Genomic DNA, 15,294 nt, shown 5'->3' on the forward strand with positions numbered 1-15,294 from the left:
CACTTTTATCAAAAATCATTAAATTTCTTCAATAGTCTAGAAATCAGTCGGTTAAAACACAAATAAAAAAAGCTGTCATATCAGTATATAGACAGCTTTTCTTTACAATTTATTTAATTGTGGTGGAAGGTGGGGGATTATAAATGTACTATCCAATGTTCTTCGTGAACAAAAGAATGATCGTTTACCAATTTTGAAAAAACATTCATCCCACAACAATTTAAAACAAATATCGGATTCCAAATTCGCTCTTGCAATCCATTGTTTGGTCTTAACATCATTTCAATTCGATCGAATTCACTAATCTCTAATGCATACTTATTTCGGATTTCTTTATTTAGACGCTTTCTTAAAAAATCGACATCTTTTAAGAGATAAGATAAATTACTCTCACTTAACGCTTTTATATCATCTCCCATAGAAGCAGCTATTTCTCTTAATGGTTGATGAATGTCAGTAATTTGAGTCTTTAACTCATCCGTTAGCTCATCAATATTATAATCATTTTTTTCATTTAAGAATCTTTGCTTGTAATCTTTCACACCTGCATATAATATTTCTGGTAATTTCAAATGATACTTATCTAAAAGTCTACTCGTATACCGATCGAGATAAGTAAAAGAAGTTCGTGGTACGACAGGTGGCATTTTCAATTCGAGTACATGAAACGCATCTTTTAATGCTGACCAGTAAGCTATTTCTCCCGGACCACCTACAAATGCCAATGTAGGGATTAATTTCTCTTGCATCATTGGACGCGTAACAACATTATTACTTAAGAGTTGCGGCTTATTTTTTGCAATAGAACTTAGTTCTTCTTGAGTTAATCTTATATTATGTTGCTTGTCTACCCAAACACCATCTTCTTCCACTTGTAATAAGACTCTCCCTAATTGTTCGTCGTGATAAAATAAATGAGCGTCATCTTCTGAAGCTTCTAAGGAAATGGAATAATCTTCTGTGTTTAAATTATCTATTGTGCGTTTCACTGCAGTACTAATTTCCTGTCGATGTTGAATCATTTCTAAAAAAAAGTCTGATTCAATTTCTCGGATTTCTGGAGCATGTGAATCTAACAAGATGATACCTTGTTCAGGAAACAATTGAAAAATTAATTTAGCGAAGAATTCACTATAGGAATTTGAATCAGTTAATACCGTTTGAACCATAGTATATATGTCCATTGTGTGGTCCGTTTCTTTTAGTGAATGAAAAACATTCTCTACCCATTCACGAAGTTTATCTTTTTCAAACTCTAGATCAGATATCGATTTTCTACCCGCATCAATAGATTTATTCTGTAATTTAACTTTCTTCATTTTCATATCTGTTGTTGGTGTATAAGTATGGTTTATTTCTTCAAAGTCGTGATCTTCTCCAGCAATCCAGAAGATAGGAACTACAGGAATTCCTAATTTCTCTTCTTGTTCCTCTGCTAACTGAATAACAGAAATAACTTTATGAATCGAGTATAATGGGCCTGTTAATAAACCAGCTTGTTGACCACCGACTATCGCAACGGTCTGTTCATCAAGTAATTTGTTCAGTTGTTCCATAGATGCTTCTGGAGCTCCCCATTTTTTATGTAATTTATGAATAGCTTTAACAAAATCTTGTCGTTGATATGTTCGATTATTTATATATGCTAACCGTTCTTGTTCATATTGATTAGAACTATAATCAAAATATTTTATCACAGATTCGTCGTTGTTCTTATAATGTGTCACTAATTTATTTGTTGTTTGTATAGAGAGTGGAGTAGTCTTCATAATAAATCTATTTCTCCTTCTACGAATTATGTACAATCAGTATTGTACATAAAATCATCCGTTAATCAAACTAATCTGTTTATAGATATACAATTGGTAAATTACTACCCTCCCCATACTCCATTCACTACATAGATACATCCCAAAAGAAAATATAATGTGAAAAACAATAAAAATGATCCACGCCACACAATCTTAAGCGCTTTGAATAATTCGATATCTGTTTGTGATTTCCTTTGATAAATTATAATTAGCGTTAAAAATACTAAGAAGAACAATAGAATTAATCCAATAAATGACTGTTGTAATAAAATATTTAAAATAATACTTACCGCTATAATATAAAATAAAGTAGACCAGTGAACTGCTATATGAATTGCTTTCCAGTTACTTGACCTTGTCCATTTCGCTATCCAATATATGCCTATCGTCATAATAAAAGGAAAGCTGATTGCTGTAGCAATGACATAGATCATTATATCCTTCATATCATATCCCTCCTTTTATCCATTTACCAAATTTATGTTAGAACCGTCGTGCTGTACTATTTATTCCCTTCTCCATTATATATCTTGCTCGTTTTTCTGAACATCAAAAGTTGTATTTAATTTCAAAATAATCTTTTTTGTATTATAATTGAATTTATAGGAAGCGTTATCTTATTAATAATCTTTAAATTTGAATTGTTTCAATAGGGGGAGAACAGAATGGAAAATGTAAAAGTGGAAAATCTCCTAATAAATTATAAGACTTTGGAGAAATTTAAACGGTTTCGTGAATATGGTAATCAAGAACTGACAATGATGGAAGACTTAGAAAACAACATTATCGAAAATGATAGTAAGTCTCCTTTTTATGGGATCTATTTTGGGAATAACTTAATAGCTAGAATGAGCTTATATGAAGTAAGTAAACAGTATGATTACTATTTTGAACCATCTCAAGATTACTTAACATTGTGGAAGTTAGAAGTTCTACCTGATTATCAAGGTAAAGGTTATGGGAAAGTATTAGTGGACTTTGCAAAAAGTCTTGAATTACCAATAAAAACAAATCCTCGAATTAATTCACACGGATTTTGGGAGAAAATGGGATTTATAAAAGCGCATTATGAAATGGAAAGAGATTTAGGGGAAAATCCATTAATATGGTTACCAGAAGGTGTAAAAGAAAAGGACATGAAGGATTAAAACTTCATGTCTTTCTTTTTGGGTATACCCTTACATCCGCCATACATGATCAACTTTTTACATTTAACCAAATAGAGTTCATTTCAGCCCATGCTTCATCATATTTAATTAATTGTTTTTGAAGTCGATCATTTTCCTTAAGTACTTTCTCTAATTGATTTGCTTGTTCTTGTTGTTTTTCTTGAGGATATTCTGTTCGCATTCTCTCTAATATTTTTATGGCTGTATCAATAGTATGTGATTGGGAAAAATCTGCTGGGCTAGTAGTAGCGAAGATGGTTTGTTTTTTAAATCCATTCTTTCGTTGCTCTTTCGCATTTTGAATGGCATGATGATACTGTTTACGAATTGTTGCATTCCAACGGAAACCACAAGCAGCAGATGTACGTGATAACGTACTTGCTACTTCTTTAAAAGCCTCAAGTTGTGTTTGCCCCTCTCGTATAAACCTTAATACGGTATCTGCAAGTATTTTATCTTCATCCTCGGTCCAAGCATCCTGTCTCGTTTCGTTCATAACACCCCTCCTAATATGTTTGCTATCAATGTATGCAAAAAATAGGGGTGCTAGAATCGTTTTCTCAGAAAAAAATAAAACAGATCACAATTTGTGATCTGTTGTTTGTTCACTATTAGCTATTTACTACTTCTTTCCCGTCATAGTGTCCACATGATTTGCAAACACGGTGTGGTTTTGCTAATTCTCCACAATTGGAGCATTCTACCATGCCAGGTACGTGTAGTTTTTTATGCGTACGACGTTGGTTCTTTACTTTTTTGGAAGTTCTTCTTTTAGGTACTGCCATGACTTACACCTCCTTCAAATGAAAGTAAAACTTGAATAGCTATTCTTATTTTTCTTTCTGATTATTTTTAAGGAGAGATTCAAGTTTCTTCATCCGTGGATCAATAGACTTCTCTTCCTTTTCCTCTGAAATTAATTCCCAACCTTCACCAGCAGATGGTGCCGCCTCTTCAGAATCTACTTGATCAGAAAATACTCGGAATGGAATTTCCAATAATATATTTTCCTTGATATATGGCATTAAGTCAAGCACTTCTCCATCTATTGGATGAATTTCTTCTAGCTTTTCTTCTCGACCATAGTAAGCAGAATCAGAAAACACTTCATTTGTGTTAATCTGAAAAGGATATGGGACATCTAATAAAGTACGAGCACATGGAAGGATCATCTCTCCTTCAATGGTAAATGTTACAAAGAATTGATCTCCTTGTACATCCACACGCCCATGAACATGAACAGGATCAATACGACGAATATCATTATTCATTGATTCCAGTTCTTTCACATCTACATGTTCATCAAAAGAATACGGTTGATGAACAGAACCTTTTCTAATTTGACTGACTGTCAATTTCATATAAATCACCTCTAGGCAACAAGAGTTATTTTAAAAGAAAAACGGACATTTGTCAATATATTTTCTTTACAGTTATCCTTCCCGTTATACTTTTGTTTAACCACTAATATATGATGTGAAACATAGCTAAATTTGCTACAATAATATTATCTGATTACAATAGGGGTGAAAAAATGGACGCATGCGGATTAATAGTCGAATATAACCCGTTTCACAATGGACATCAATATCATATTAGCCAAGCAAGAAAAGCTTCACAGTCTACTTGTATTATAGCAATTATGAGTGGCAATTTCCTTCAACGTGGTGAACCAGCGATTATTGATAAGTTTCACCGTGCAAAAGCTGCTCTTAATGGTGGGGCTGATATTGTTATAGAATTGCCATATACTTTTGCAGTTCAAAATAGTGATCGCTTTGCTACCGGAGCAATTAAGACATTACATAAATTCGGTGTAACTAGCGTCTGTTTTGGAAGTGAATCGGGTAGTATAGACCCTTTTTTATATGCTTATAAAACGTTAAAAACAAGTAATCATGTATTTGAAAAAATCTTAAAGGACAATTTATCAGGAGGATTATCTTTTCCTGATGCAGCAACTGCTGCTTATGGAACTTTAGGGCTTACTGAAGAGAATTTAGACTTATCTAAACCAAACAATATTTTAGGGTTTAGTTATGTGAAAGCTATCCAGGAATATGCTTCATCGATTACACCGTTAACGATTCAGAGAAAAAATAATGATTTTCATGATGAATCTATAAAAGGCAGTATAGCTAGTGCGACAAGTATCCGAAAACAGATGCTTCATTCAGAATCTATAGATACTAGTGTACAAAACGCAATCCCACCAGAGACATTTAAGCAACTACAGTCATATAAAGAAAAAACATCGATTTGGCATGACTTTGAAAAGTATTTCCCATTTCTTCGATATCGAGTTTTAACAATGAGTATAAAAGAATTACAAAATATTCAAGGGGTTGTTGAAGGATTAGAATTTCGAATTCAACAAACCGCAAACGATGCTACAACATTTCTAGATTGGATGCGAAAGATTAAAACAAAACGATATACTTGGACTAGAATTCAACGTATTTTTATCCACATCCTTACAAATACCAAAAAAGATGAAAATTATGTTGATTGCTCTCCATCATACATTCGTATACTCGGCATGAATAAACAAGGACAACAATATGTTAATCATCATAAAAAAAATATTGATGTTCCAATAATCACTAGTATAGCTAATATGAATCATTCTATATTGTCTATTGAAGAACGCGCTACAAAAGCATATTACAGTGTTATACCTGCACATTTACAACGAAAGATGTTCAAACAAGAATTACAGCCCCCAATAATCATTTAATTATAATATAAATGAATAAATTTCATAGTGAAGACTAGAAAACTCCCCTTAGTATAGAAACAGATTTTATTTTTTATCTGTCTACCTTAAGGGGAGTATATCAATCATCACAACGTCGTTCGTTTTTACTACCTACTGTATCAATTTTTAATAAAATGTGCCTTTATTTCATTTGTTGAAGATATTCTAATGCATCTTCAAATGTATCGACGGGGACAATTTCCATGGTTGAACCGATTTCTTCTGCCGTTTCAACAGCAACTTGATAATTAGATTCTTCAGCCCCATTTTCATTTGGAGCAAAGAAAACATCTACTCCTTCTTTATCAGAAGCTACTACTTTCTTATCAATTCCCCCGATTCGATAGATATTTCCATCATAATCTACTTCACCTGTTCCGCCAATTTGTTTGCCTTTAGTAATATCTTCTTCTGATAATTGATCATAAATTTCCAATGAAAACATTAAACCAGCACTTGGTCCTCCAATATTTCCACTAGAAAAATTAACTTTAGGATCTACAGTCACATCGCGATCCGTTACTAAACTGATTCCTAAACCTATTTTCTCGTCGTTATCAGTGAACTGTTGCAACTGTATATCCTCTGAAAGATTGTCATCGTCTCTGATAATTTCAACAGTTACTGTATCACCAGAACTTAAAGAATCAATATAATTAATCAAATCTTGGGATTCATTTATATCTTTCCCGTCAATACCTATAATTCGATCTCCAGCTTGTAAAATCCCTTCTGCAGGCATATCCTCCACAACCGTAACTACATATACTCCCTCATAGGAAATATCTATTGACTCACCAGCGGCTTCGTAAGCAACTACAGTAGCCGCTTCTTGAGAGCTTTCCATAACCTGTAACTGTGCATTCATATAATCATCTTGAGACATTCCTTCTGGAAATACTTGATCAATTGGTAAAATTTCTTGATGTGGCATTACTTTAGCAAATATATAAAACAACGGTGTTGCTTGCATCCCACTCACAGTAACTAAATGCATATCCCCATCGCTCTCATAACCACCTTCAACTTCCACAATTGGATTTAACGCATCTGCACCGCCTGGCTTTTGTATATAATAAGGCATTTTATATGTACCAAATAAATAAATCCCAATAAATAAAACAATAAATATGGCAATATTCTTTTTGGACAACCGCATCCTAGTCCTTCATCTCCTTCAACTTCGCTTTATACACCATCCTATTATATGAATGGAATATTTCACCTATGTCATCGCGTATATTGTATTAAGATACATCATCTAGCTTATCCATTTTTCGATAGGACAAGCTAGCATAATTCTACTACTTACATTATAAGTTGTACAGAGCTAGCACTCATACTTAGGGGGAAATTCGATTGAATCAAAGAATGAAAACTCTTGTCTATGCCGGACTTACTCTCTTACTTACCCTATCACTAATTGCTTTTCCTGATCAGGCACTTGAAGCTGCAATTAGAGGCTTAAATATGTGGTGGGAAGTTGTCTTCCCTTCATTACTACCCTTTTTTATTACTGCAGAATTATTATTGGCTTTTGGAGTCGTGAAATTTATCGGAGTTATATTCGAACCGATTATGCGTCCTTTGTTTAATGTTCCAGGAGCAGGTAGTTTCGGATGGATGATGGGTATGGCAAGCGGGTATCCTACTGGAGCGAAGATAACAGCTAGATTACGGGAAGAAAATCAATTAAGCAAAATGGAAGCAGAACGATTAGTATCTTTTACAAATAATTCTAGTCCCTTATTCATTTTTGGCGCAATCTCTGCTGGTTTTTTTCATGACTTAAAACTTGGACTTTTATTAGCTGTCTGCCATTATACGAGTAATGCTATTGTTGGAATTTGTATGAGGTTTCATGGTACACGTCAAGAACGTTTCCGAAAACAAGATACCAAACGTTTTTCAATTAAAAAAGCTTTTCAAGAAATGCATCGAGATCGTTTAAAAGAGGATAAACCATTCGGTGAAATTTTAGGAGATGCTGTTATTAACTCTATAAAGACCCTAGTCATGGTCGGAGGATTCATCATCTTATTTTCTGTACTTATTAAACTACTATTTTTAGTACATGTAACACCAGCAATTGCAGTTCTTTTTCAATCTATTCTTCAAATATTCCATTTGCCTGTTGACCTTAGCCTTCCCTTTATTTCTGGATTATTTGAAATAACTCTAGGTGCAAACATGATCTCTCAAGTTACTACAGACACTTTATTACAAAAAGCTGTGATTATTAGTTTTATTTTAGGATTTAACGGCCTATCTATACATGCACAAGTCGCTAGTATTCTTGCCAAAACAGATATTCGTTTCTCACCATATTTCTTTGCAAGACTTTTACATGGCAGTATTGCTGTTATCCTGACTGTTATATTATATAAACCCTTATATCTTGATCGTAAGACAATAAATTTAAACGAGGTACCTGTTTCTCAATTAGATCCAAACAGTTCTATTTGGATGTCTATCTTTTATTGGATGAAAGATTATGGTCCGGCGCTTACAATTATTAGTATAATCATAGCAACATGTATTCTATTTTATAGAAAAAGAAATAATTAGAAAAGGTTGGCACAAAAGTATTCACGCAAAAGATAAATACGAATGATTTGCCTTTGAAACCCAGCTTTTAGAAATATACTCCGCTTATCCTAAGATGGGCTGGTGAGACACCGGAAGCTTTTCGAAGTCTTGCCTAGGCCATCTTCCAATAGGACAAGGTAGACCTCAACAACATTACATCGCATGCAGAAAATCGATTTTTGATTTTCAAGGAGTCTCCGTATATTTCTTACACTTATTCTAGCTATCATCCGTCTTTTGATCAAAACTTTTTGTTATGTCCCAACCTCTTCGTTTATAAATAATTAAATTTTGCCTTTAATGCTTTTTCTACCGGTTCAGGAACTAAGCCAGTTATATTTCCATCATATTTAGCTATTTCTTTCACCATACTTGAACTTAAAAAAGAATATTGATTGTTTGTCATCATAAACAAAGTTTCAATATCTTCATTTAATTTTCTGTTCATCGAAGTTATTTGCATTTCATATTCAAAATCACTAACTGCTCTTAATCCACGAATAACTGCATGCGCTTTTTTCTCTCTAGCATAATCCATTAATAAACGACTAGATGAATCAACTGTCACATTTGGAATATGTTTGGTTGACTCCTCTAATAATTCGATGCGTTCTTCTACTGAAAATAAGGGAGATTTCGATTGATTATTAAAAACGGTTACAATTACTTCTTCAAATACATTTGCTCCCCTTTGGATGATATCTAAATGACCATTAGTAATCGGATCAAAACTTCCTGGACATATTGCTAGCTTTCCCATAATTACGCTCCTTCATGATTAACTTGATAAATAGTAATGTTAATTAATCCACCATAGTTTTCTTGTTTTATTGCTTGATATGGGCCATATTCTTTAGGAAGTTCTTCTGAAGCTTCATGTTCACAATAGACAATTGCATTATCCGCTAATAGATGATTTTCCACAAGCTCGTTCATTAATTCCAGGTAATCTAACTTCCCGTATGGCGGATCAAGTAAAACGAGGTCAAATACTAATTCTCTCTTGGCTGCTGCTTTGATTGCTCGAAAAGCATCTGTCCTAAATACCTCCGCTTTATCGTCAAGCTTTAATTGCCTTAAATTTTCTCTAATAGTATGTATTGCTTTCGGGTGTTTATCAACAAAAATGGCCTGATCCATTCCTCGACTTAATGCTTCTATTCCTAGACCACCACTTCCTGCAAATAAGTCCAACACTCGACCATCAGAAAAAAATGGACCGATTACTTGAAAAATAGCTTCTTTGACTTTATCTGTTGTTGGTCTAGTATGATGCCCAGGTACTGGCTTTAACTGTCTACCTTTATGTATTCCCGCAATTACTCGCATAATTCACCTCATTAGCTACCACTATCCGACATAATCCTATCATAAATGTGCTCTATAATAAAATCATTTTCATAAGTAATGTATATTATTCATTTCAATGTCCATAATATCATAATGATTCAACTAAACATCGTTTGGTTGATGTAAAACGGAAGAAGACTTACACTTCCCCATAAGTTCTTCCTCCGGTTTCTCCTCTCCCTTTGCCTTTTTGTTTTTCATATGAAAAACAGAGGGACCTGCAGAGTTATCTCTGCAGGTTTTTTATTTTTCTTTATACAATTGACTCTATTATTCACTAACATAGAGGAGAATTCAAGCTCACTAAATTCCCATTTTATAATCATATTGTTTTGCTTTATCTGGTTTCGCATTTTCATAATCTGTTCGGACAAATGGTTTTTGAGATCGTTCCACTTTTGACACAAAAGGATAATTTATCAATTTTATTTCTACATCATCCATTTCGTCCTGATTCACATAAATCACAGCATATCGCTTTGTTTTAGAAACATATATAACGTTGCCGTGTTTTCTTAACTGTTTTATGTTTTTCATATGCTGAAACCAGACAACGATTCCTTGTCTGTTCACTTTCATTCATCTATCCCCTTTGAAAGTTATATGTATGGACTAGGGAGCAACTCCTAATTAAAGAAATTAGCCCCTATCCGTATATGTCTAGGAGGCACAGCCACAAGCACCACCGCTACCACAGCCACAGCCACTATCTGTCAGTGCCGCACCGTCTCTCGGAGCTTTCACTTGTTCGCTGACACTATTTGCAACAAAACTACTAATTTCATCCAGAAGCTTTTGCAGATTTCTTTCTGCAATTTTGAATGCAGCTACTTTATCATTCATATCCATTTCCCTTTTTGTTGATCGTACTTTTTTCATGATGTCATAGTAATCGGGATGATACCTTCCAAAACGCTGCACGTCATCGTAATGCTCCTTCATCGCAGAGAATTCTCTAATCAACTTCTGTGCCTCATCATCCGTTTCCATGATGGAACGAGTAGTTTGGTAATCCTGCATGATATCCGATTGTAAAACCATCTTTCCTAATTTTTCAGATTCATCCAGAATATTGACATACTCCATCGTAGCTATCATTCATTACACCTCCACTTTTAATACTACCATTTTATTAGTGTAATGAAAATAGAATGACTTTTAATCCTTCATTGCTTTCGCCATCTCTGCTAACATACGAGCCATTTGAATTTGTCCACTTATCGTGTTTACTTGCTGCGGAAATGTTTTCCCATAAAATTTTTTTGCCTCTTTTTTCATTTTATCAATATTCGCTGGGTCTCTCATTAAATAGCGATACCACATCGGATTATACCGAATAAACTCCGCTAATTTAGGGTTATCTTTCAAATACTTTTGTACAGATGGGTCCATTTTCATCACCTCTAGTCTTTAATCCAGTGGAATGGATCTTTTGGACTTTTTTTTGGACCCGTACTTTTGAATTGTTCTACCATTTCTTGAACACTACCGACCGCTTTACTTAATTGATCAATTTGTCCTTGTAATTTATCTACATCAATTTTTTGAGTATATTTCATTAATTGACTCATTAAATCTTTCTCTTCATTTTCTTTTTTCTCTTGATTTTCTTTTCCATTATAATTAGTATCTTGATGGCTCTGGTTCTCTATTTTATCTACTTCTATAAATTCATTCCAATAAGGATCACTCTCTCCTAATAAGGCCCATTTTTCATAATACTCTTGCCAAGAGCGACCACTTTTCCTAATTTCTCTTACGATTTTTGGATGTTTATTAACAAATTCTTTAAACTCTTGTACACTTGGATCCAGATTACCCATTTTGATCACCTCTTTTACCCATTTATTCATACTATAACCTATGCCTAATTCACTAATATGTGTCTATTTGTTCTTACACCCTTATCAACCTAAAAAACAAAAATACGAACGGTAATCGGAAGTTTTATCCAATGTACCGTTCGAGTCCTAAGAAAATGTTATTTTTAGAAATAATCCTCTTTACAAAGCTTTACCTAAAAAGTTTTGTGTATAATAAAAGCGATACACACCTACTCCTAAATGATTATAATCATCACTAAGCAAGGCTTCACGATGGCCTTCGCTATTCAGCCATCCTTCCATCGCTGAAGGAGCATCAGGGTACTGAGCAGCTATATTTTCACCGGCAGATACATAAAGTACTTCACCAGCCTCTAATCTTTCCTTTAATCCATCTCCATTTAGACTAAAATGAGAAAAATAATTATTATCATGCATATCCTTACTATGTTCGTAAGCAACTTCACTTACGTTATCATCCCATTCTAATTGACTCTTTTCATGTACATGTCGAATAACATTCGAAATATCAAACACTTGCTGTTCCATGCCTTGTTGCACAGTGCTCCATTGTTCATTCGATAATTCTGGTTGTTCTGGTAGTTTTCCTCGATACTCAATTTCATAAGGACGGTGCAATAACAATGTGTCTGCAGTTAATATTCGGACAGATGACAGTGAAGAAGTAAATGTATCAAAATAAAATTGTACAAATACAGAATCATCAACTTGTACTAACGGCCTTGTCTTCATATCATCTTCTGTTAATCGAAAAGTGTACGAAGACAATCCTTCGTTATAACTAATTTCATTACTAAAATTGAACGTATCATTAACTTCCTCATAAGTTGCTCCAGACTGTACAGGTGCAATCTGCAAATTATTACCTGTAGCATAAACCGATATTATTATCCCCTCTTCGACACCAAATTGAATATATTGACTCTCCGAACTATTGTATACGAGCCATTCATATCCGTACGCACTTTTGTCGACACGCTTGGGTTCACCCAAATCTTCTTTTAGCTTGCTTTCTGATTCTCCTATCCATTGATAGATATCCCCTTCTAATTCAATCGATGGAGATTCCTCAGGTTGCACTTTCGACTGGAGAACATGACTACTTTCTTTTACAACATTGGTTACATCTGTAATTACTTCTTCTTGAGAGTTATCAATTTGTTCTATTACAACAAAAATCACTAATGCTAAAATAGTAATAGCTAAAAATCCACGAATCACACGCATAACTGATTCTCCCATCTATATACAATTACTTCATTCTATGTAAAAATTTACTATATATTCTCTTTACCCTATTATTTATAATAGTATACCTTTATTTTTTATACGTCTATCGGTTTTTCGTTGCATCTGAAGCGTTTTCGTATTATGCTTAAAAAAGTAGAACTAATATATGAGGTGAAAAATAGATGAAACTAGAAAACACTGGTATCGAAAATACGGTCATTGATATTCAATCTTTAGACCATATTACCGCAAAACATGCATTTATACGTGCAGGTCAGTGGGACTATGAGCGCGCAACGTATGATTACAAAATTGGTTCGAATGAAAAGAATGTTACATATTACATTCGTATTATGGCTCACTCTAAAGAGGGCGATGTTGATAAAAGAAGCGCAGTAGTTACACTTCTTCCTCCACTAATCGGAAAACATTATTACCCTCATGGTGTAGAATATGGTGATGGTGAAGACTTTCCTGAATCCATAGTCGAAAGAGCTAGCACCTTATTAAAAAAGATTTCAGAAGAGCTTCAATACTACAAAAAATAAGTCTAAAATTTTAAAAACACTATCTAATAAGCGAGAATGAACGAACATATAGAAACCGAGCTATTATTTGAGTCCGTCTCAAATAATAGCTCGGTTTCTATTTTTAACTAGATTATTTTCACTAGTTTAATTCTTTTTAAAATCCAAATATAGCTTTAATCATACTTGTGGTTTCACCTGGGTCGTACATAACATATAAGAATATATACACCATCACTCCAGTAATGGCTGTAAAGAACCAAATAATACTGGTTACAGGACCAATCTTTCGATGTTTTTTAATATTACGCTTTAATGCTAAGATTAATGTTACTATACCAAATACAGCACCAGTAGTTGCTAAAATTATGTGAAAAACAAGGAAAATAGTAAAGTACGTTTTTACATCATCTGGGCCACCAAAACTTGTGTTTCCAATGAAGACGGTTCTTGATACATAGATAATAAAAAATAATAATGCACTGACTGCAGCAGCTAACATTACCTTTTTATGTGCACTAGCTTTTCCTTTTGCAATAAGTACCCAGCCTATTGCAACTAAAACAGCACTAATTATGATAAATAATGTACTAATTGTTGGTAATAACGGCATCTCTTATATCCTCCAATATTAAAATCAATATATTTAAGTTTCTGAAGATGATGGTAAAGGATCGATTTTATTACTTTCTCCTTTAAACCATGCAAATATTATGGTACCTAATAAGATTCCATATGTGATTTCTTGCATAACTTTCATAATGATACCACCTAATTGCTGATCATCAACCGTACTTAAAGAAATAAAGGTTTCCGGACCAGACAATTGAGGTGCAAGACCTTGTAAGACATCTTGTGGAACGCAAAGGCTCAATGCTTGTAACCATGCTCCCCCCTGTGAATAAATCGCATATAATGGTTCAGATGAAAATATTATCAATACACATGCTGGAGTAATCAGAACACTATTTGCAAAAATATAACCAATTTTCAACAAAGGTTGAAGCTTATCCAACTCTTTGATCGGAGCTAATAATGGTATCCATACAATAAAAGCCGAAATCAATAATACAATCGATATAGTCGTATGTACACTAGGTGAAGACTTTGCAAAGTTAAAAATTACTGGAATATGATAAATGGAAAATAATCCATTAAATAATAGTAGAGAAATTAATGGTTTTGTTAAAAGCTTCAGTGCGGGTGCTACAACTCGCGTTTCCATCATATTTCTCCAAACCCATTCAGGTATTGCCTTAATGATTAATATAGGGAAAACAAGTAAATATATTGCCATTTGAATCATATGGGCAGTTAGCGTTATGTGTGAGAGCAGGTCAATAGGAGCTCCTTTTACAAGATATAATAAAACTAGCGCCGTATAAAACATAAATACTTGTCTAGCAGTTGGTTTTCCATTCTCTCCAAATTTACCTCGTAATGGGCCTGTTATGAGATAATAAGCAATACCTAGTAATATAACAAACATTAAAAAGAACGGACTCCATAACGCACGAAAACCAAAAATTTGAATATCTAACCACATACGATATCACTCCATTTATGTACCACTTTTCTCATTATAACTTAATTTATAATAGATTTCTCCAATTGCATGTGACGATTTTAAAACAAATAAATAGAACATATAAAAAGGTCGGGAAATGACTTCACCCCGACCTTTTTAAAGTATATTTACCACCAAGTTATAACAGTAAAAGTTAAAATAACCAACATTGTAACAAATATTCCACCATAAATGATTTGTGATGGAACTTCATGTCCCTTATCTTTCATATGCATAAAATAAAAGAATTGAAATGCGATTTGTACCACTGCCAATATGAGAAGCAATGGGATTACAAACATTTTATCGATTTCCAACATTACAGCGAAAAACGCAATTAATGTAAAGAAAATCATCAATGCAAACGTAACAATTTGTTTCTTCATTTCTTCTTTATTTTTAGCTTTTTGGAACGAATTAATTTTTCTGGTACTCATATTATCCGTCAT

20 protein-coding genes are annotated in these 15,294 nt (G+C 33.6%); 4 read left to right on the plus strand and 16 right to left on the minus strand.

All coding sequences use genetic code 11. The features are described from left to right. Positions 1 to 137 precede the first annotated feature (137 nt). Together bshC and ABC346_RS15335 are read right to left on the minus strand one after the other, a co-directional pair. Positions 138 to 1,769: a bacillithiol biosynthesis cysteine-adding enzyme BshC gene (gene bshC / locus ABC346_RS15330; RefSeq protein ID WP_413235670.1), complete on the minus strand. Its 1,632-nt coding sequence runs from the start codon at positions 1,767 to 1,769 to the stop codon at positions 138 to 140. A 104-nt stretch (positions 1,770 to 1,873) separates the two neighbouring features. After that, entirely contained in the window at positions 1,874 to 2,257 is a 384-nt protein-coding gene (locus ABC346_RS15335; protein ID WP_413235671.1) for a DUF3397 domain-containing protein, read from the minus strand. 219 nt (positions 2,258 to 2,476) lie between these two features. Here ABC346_RS15335 and ABC346_RS15340 point away from each other — a divergent pair, with 219 nt between their 5' ends. Further along, on the plus strand, positions 2,477 to 2,959 hold the full coding sequence (locus tag ABC346_RS15340) for an N-acetyltransferase (protein ID WP_413235672.1): 483 nt from the start codon (positions 2,477 to 2,479) through the stop codon (positions 2,957 to 2,959). A 49-nt stretch (positions 2,960 to 3,008) separates the two neighbouring features. On the opposite strand, the gene ABC346_RS15345 is transcribed toward ABC346_RS15340, so the two are convergent. The 3 genes from ABC346_RS15345 to ABC346_RS15355 all read right to left on the minus strand — a co-directional run bounded on the left by ABC346_RS15345 (position 3,009) and on the right by ABC346_RS15355 (position 4,341). Then, entirely contained in the window at positions 3,009 to 3,476 is a 468-nt protein-coding gene (locus tag ABC346_RS15345) for an RsfA family transcriptional regulator (protein WP_413235673.1), read from the minus strand. Positions 3,477 to 3,591: 115 nt separating this feature from the next. Continuing rightward, positions 3,592 to 3,765, minus strand: coding sequence for a 50S ribosomal protein L32 (rpmF, locus tag ABC346_RS15350; RefSeq protein WP_413235674.1), 174 nt, complete (start codon positions 3,763 to 3,765; stop codon positions 3,592 to 3,594). 45 nt (positions 3,766 to 3,810) lie between these two features. After that, positions 3,811 to 4,341, minus strand: a complete 531-nt coding sequence (locus tag ABC346_RS15355; RefSeq protein ID WP_413235675.1) for a YceD family protein — start codon at positions 4,339 to 4,341, stop codon at positions 3,811 to 3,813. 173 nt (positions 4,342 to 4,514) lie between these two features. Between ABC346_RS15355 and ABC346_RS15360 the strand changes: the two genes are divergently transcribed. After that, positions 4,515 to 5,717, plus strand: a complete 1,203-nt coding sequence (locus tag ABC346_RS15360; protein WP_413235676.1) for a nucleotidyltransferase — start codon at positions 4,515 to 4,517, stop codon at positions 5,715 to 5,717. A 163-nt stretch (positions 5,718 to 5,880) separates the two neighbouring features. Here ABC346_RS15360 and ABC346_RS15365 read toward each other — a convergent pair whose 3' ends face one another. Beyond that, positions 5,881 to 6,897: a SepM family pheromone-processing serine protease gene (locus ABC346_RS15365; RefSeq protein WP_413235677.1), complete on the minus strand. Its 1,017-nt coding sequence runs from the start codon at positions 6,895 to 6,897 to the stop codon at positions 5,881 to 5,883. A 200-nt stretch (positions 6,898 to 7,097) separates the two neighbouring features. Between ABC346_RS15365 and ylbJ the strand changes: the two genes are divergently transcribed. Beyond that, on the plus strand, positions 7,098 to 8,306 hold the full coding sequence (gene ylbJ / locus ABC346_RS15370; protein WP_413235678.1) for a sporulation integral membrane protein YlbJ: 1,209 nt from the start codon (positions 7,098 to 7,100) through the stop codon (positions 8,304 to 8,306). Between the two features lie 295 nt (positions 8,307 to 8,601). Here ylbJ and coaD read toward each other — a convergent pair whose 3' ends face one another. From coaD to ABC346_RS15405, 7 genes are all read right to left on the minus strand, one after another. Next, complete coding sequence (coaD, locus tag ABC346_RS15375) at positions 8,602 to 9,087, minus strand: pantetheine-phosphate adenylyltransferase (protein WP_413235679.1); 486 nt, start codon at positions 9,085 to 9,087, stop codon at positions 8,602 to 8,604. Between the two features lie 2 nt (positions 9,088 to 9,089). Then, positions 9,090 to 9,656, minus strand: a complete 567-nt coding sequence (gene rsmD, locus ABC346_RS15380) for a 16S rRNA (guanine(966)-N(2))-methyltransferase RsmD (RefSeq protein ID WP_413235680.1) — start codon at positions 9,654 to 9,656, stop codon at positions 9,090 to 9,092. Between the two features lie 324 nt (positions 9,657 to 9,980). Beyond that, positions 9,981 to 10,256, minus strand: a complete 276-nt coding sequence (locus ABC346_RS15385) for a YlbG family protein (RefSeq protein ID WP_413235681.1) — start codon at positions 10,254 to 10,256, stop codon at positions 9,981 to 9,983. Positions 10,257 to 10,337: 81 nt separating this feature from the next. After that, the gene (locus tag ABC346_RS15390) at positions 10,338 to 10,775 is read right to left on the minus strand and encodes a YlbF/YmcA family competence regulator (RefSeq protein WP_413235682.1); all 438 of its coding nucleotides are present in this window, start codon (positions 10,773 to 10,775) and stop codon (positions 10,338 to 10,340) included. 60 nt (positions 10,776 to 10,835) lie between these two features. Beyond that, positions 10,836 to 11,069 (minus strand): YlbE-like family protein, encoded by a 234-nt coding sequence (locus ABC346_RS15395; RefSeq protein WP_017796565.1) that lies wholly within the window; start codon positions 11,067 to 11,069, stop codon positions 10,836 to 10,838. 11 nt (positions 11,070 to 11,080) lie between these two features. After that, a complete protein-coding gene (gene ylbD, locus ABC346_RS15400; protein ID WP_413235683.1) occupies positions 11,081 to 11,500 on the minus strand; it encodes a YlbD family protein in 420 nt (139 codons plus the stop codon). A 180-nt stretch (positions 11,501 to 11,680) separates the two neighbouring features. Next, positions 11,681 to 12,748: a CAP domain-containing protein gene (locus ABC346_RS15405; protein ID WP_413235684.1), complete on the minus strand. Its 1,068-nt coding sequence runs from the start codon at positions 12,746 to 12,748 to the stop codon at positions 11,681 to 11,683. A 185-nt stretch (positions 12,749 to 12,933) separates the two neighbouring features. Between ABC346_RS15405 and ABC346_RS15410 the strand changes: the two genes are divergently transcribed. Continuing rightward, the gene (locus tag ABC346_RS15410) at positions 12,934 to 13,299 is read left to right on the plus strand and encodes a YugN family protein (RefSeq protein ID WP_413235685.1); all 366 of its coding nucleotides are present in this window, start codon (positions 12,934 to 12,936) and stop codon (positions 13,297 to 13,299) included. A 136-nt stretch (positions 13,300 to 13,435) separates the two neighbouring features. Here the strand turns inward: ABC346_RS15410 and ABC346_RS15415 are convergent, their stop codons facing one another. From ABC346_RS15415 to ctaF, 3 genes are all read right to left on the minus strand, one after another. Next, positions 13,436 to 13,891, minus strand: a complete 456-nt coding sequence (locus ABC346_RS15415; protein WP_413235686.1) for a DUF420 domain-containing protein — start codon at positions 13,889 to 13,891, stop codon at positions 13,436 to 13,438. Positions 13,892 to 13,924: 33 nt separating this feature from the next. Then, positions 13,925 to 14,824 (minus strand): cytochrome c oxidase assembly factor CtaG, encoded by a 900-nt coding sequence (gene ctaG / locus ABC346_RS15420; RefSeq protein WP_413235687.1) that lies wholly within the window; start codon positions 14,822 to 14,824, stop codon positions 13,925 to 13,927. A 149-nt stretch (positions 14,825 to 14,973) separates the two neighbouring features. Next, complete coding sequence (gene ctaF / locus ABC346_RS15425) at positions 14,974 to 15,294, minus strand: cytochrome c oxidase subunit IVB (RefSeq protein WP_011065842.1); 321 nt, start codon at positions 15,292 to 15,294, stop codon at positions 14,974 to 14,976.

The sequence above is a fragment of the Oceanobacillus phoenicis genome (genome assembly GCF_047238145.1).
Classification (GTDB): Bacteria; Bacillota; Bacilli; order Bacillales; family Amphibacillaceae; genus Oceanobacillus.

Excerpts from the sequence above, each read along its gene's own strand:
- bshC (WP_413235670.1), bottom strand. The coding sequence starts at position 1,769 with ATGAAGACTACTCCACTCTCTATACAAACAACAAATAAATTAGTGACA.
- ABC346_RS15335 (WP_413235671.1), bottom strand. The coding sequence starts at position 2,257 with ATGAAGGATATAATGATCTATGTCATTGCTACAGCAATCAGCTTTCCT.
- ABC346_RS15340 (WP_413235672.1), top strand. The coding sequence starts at position 2,477 with ATGGAAAATGTAAAAGTGGAAAATCTCCTAATAAATTATAAGACTTTG.
- ABC346_RS15345 (WP_413235673.1), bottom strand. The coding sequence starts at position 3,476 with ATGAACGAAACGAGACAGGATGCTTGGACCGAGGATGAAGATAAAATA.
- rpmF (WP_413235674.1), bottom strand. The coding sequence starts at position 3,765 with ATGGCAGTACCTAAAAGAAGAACTTCCAAAAAAGTAAAGAACCAACGT.
- ABC346_RS15355 (WP_413235675.1), bottom strand. The coding sequence starts at position 4,341 with ATGAAATTGACAGTCAGTCAAATTAGAAAAGGTTCTGTTCATCAACCG.
- ABC346_RS15360 (WP_413235676.1), top strand. The coding sequence starts at position 4,515 with ATGGACGCATGCGGATTAATAGTCGAATATAACCCGTTTCACAATGGA.
- ABC346_RS15365 (WP_413235677.1), bottom strand. The coding sequence starts at position 6,897 with ATGCGGTTGTCCAAAAAGAATATTGCCATATTTATTGTTTTATTTATT.
- coaD (WP_413235679.1), bottom strand. The coding sequence starts at position 9,087 with ATGGGAAAGCTAGCAATATGTCCAGGAAGTTTTGATCCGATTACTAAT.
- rsmD (WP_413235680.1), bottom strand. The coding sequence starts at position 9,656 with ATGCGAGTAATTGCGGGAATACATAAAGGTAGACAGTTAAAGCCAGTA.
- ABC346_RS15385 (WP_413235681.1), bottom strand. The coding sequence starts at position 10,256 with ATGAAAGTGAACAGACAAGGAATCGTTGTCTGGTTTCAGCATATGAAA.
- ABC346_RS15390 (WP_413235682.1), bottom strand. The coding sequence starts at position 10,775 with ATGATAGCTACGATGGAGTATGTCAATATTCTGGATGAATCTGAAAAA.
- ABC346_RS15395 (WP_017796565.1), bottom strand. The coding sequence starts at position 11,069 with ATGGACCCATCTGTACAAAAGTATTTGAAAGATAACCCTAAATTAGCG.
- ylbD (WP_413235683.1), bottom strand. The coding sequence starts at position 11,500 with ATGGGTAATCTGGATCCAAGTGTACAAGAGTTTAAAGAATTTGTTAAT.
- ABC346_RS15405 (WP_413235684.1), bottom strand. The coding sequence starts at position 12,748 with ATGCGTGTGATTCGTGGATTTTTAGCTATTACTATTTTAGCATTAGTG.
- ABC346_RS15410 (WP_413235685.1), top strand. The coding sequence starts at position 12,934 with ATGAAACTAGAAAACACTGGTATCGAAAATACGGTCATTGATATTCAA.
- ABC346_RS15415 (WP_413235686.1), bottom strand. The coding sequence starts at position 13,891 with ATGCCGTTATTACCAACAATTAGTACATTATTTATCATAATTAGTGCT.
- ctaG (WP_413235687.1), bottom strand. The coding sequence starts at position 14,824 with ATGTGGTTAGATATTCAAATTTTTGGTTTTCGTGCGTTATGGAGTCCG.
- ctaF (WP_011065842.1), bottom strand. The coding sequence starts at position 15,294 with ATGACGGATAATATGAGTACCAGAAAAATTAATTCGTTCCAAAAAGCT.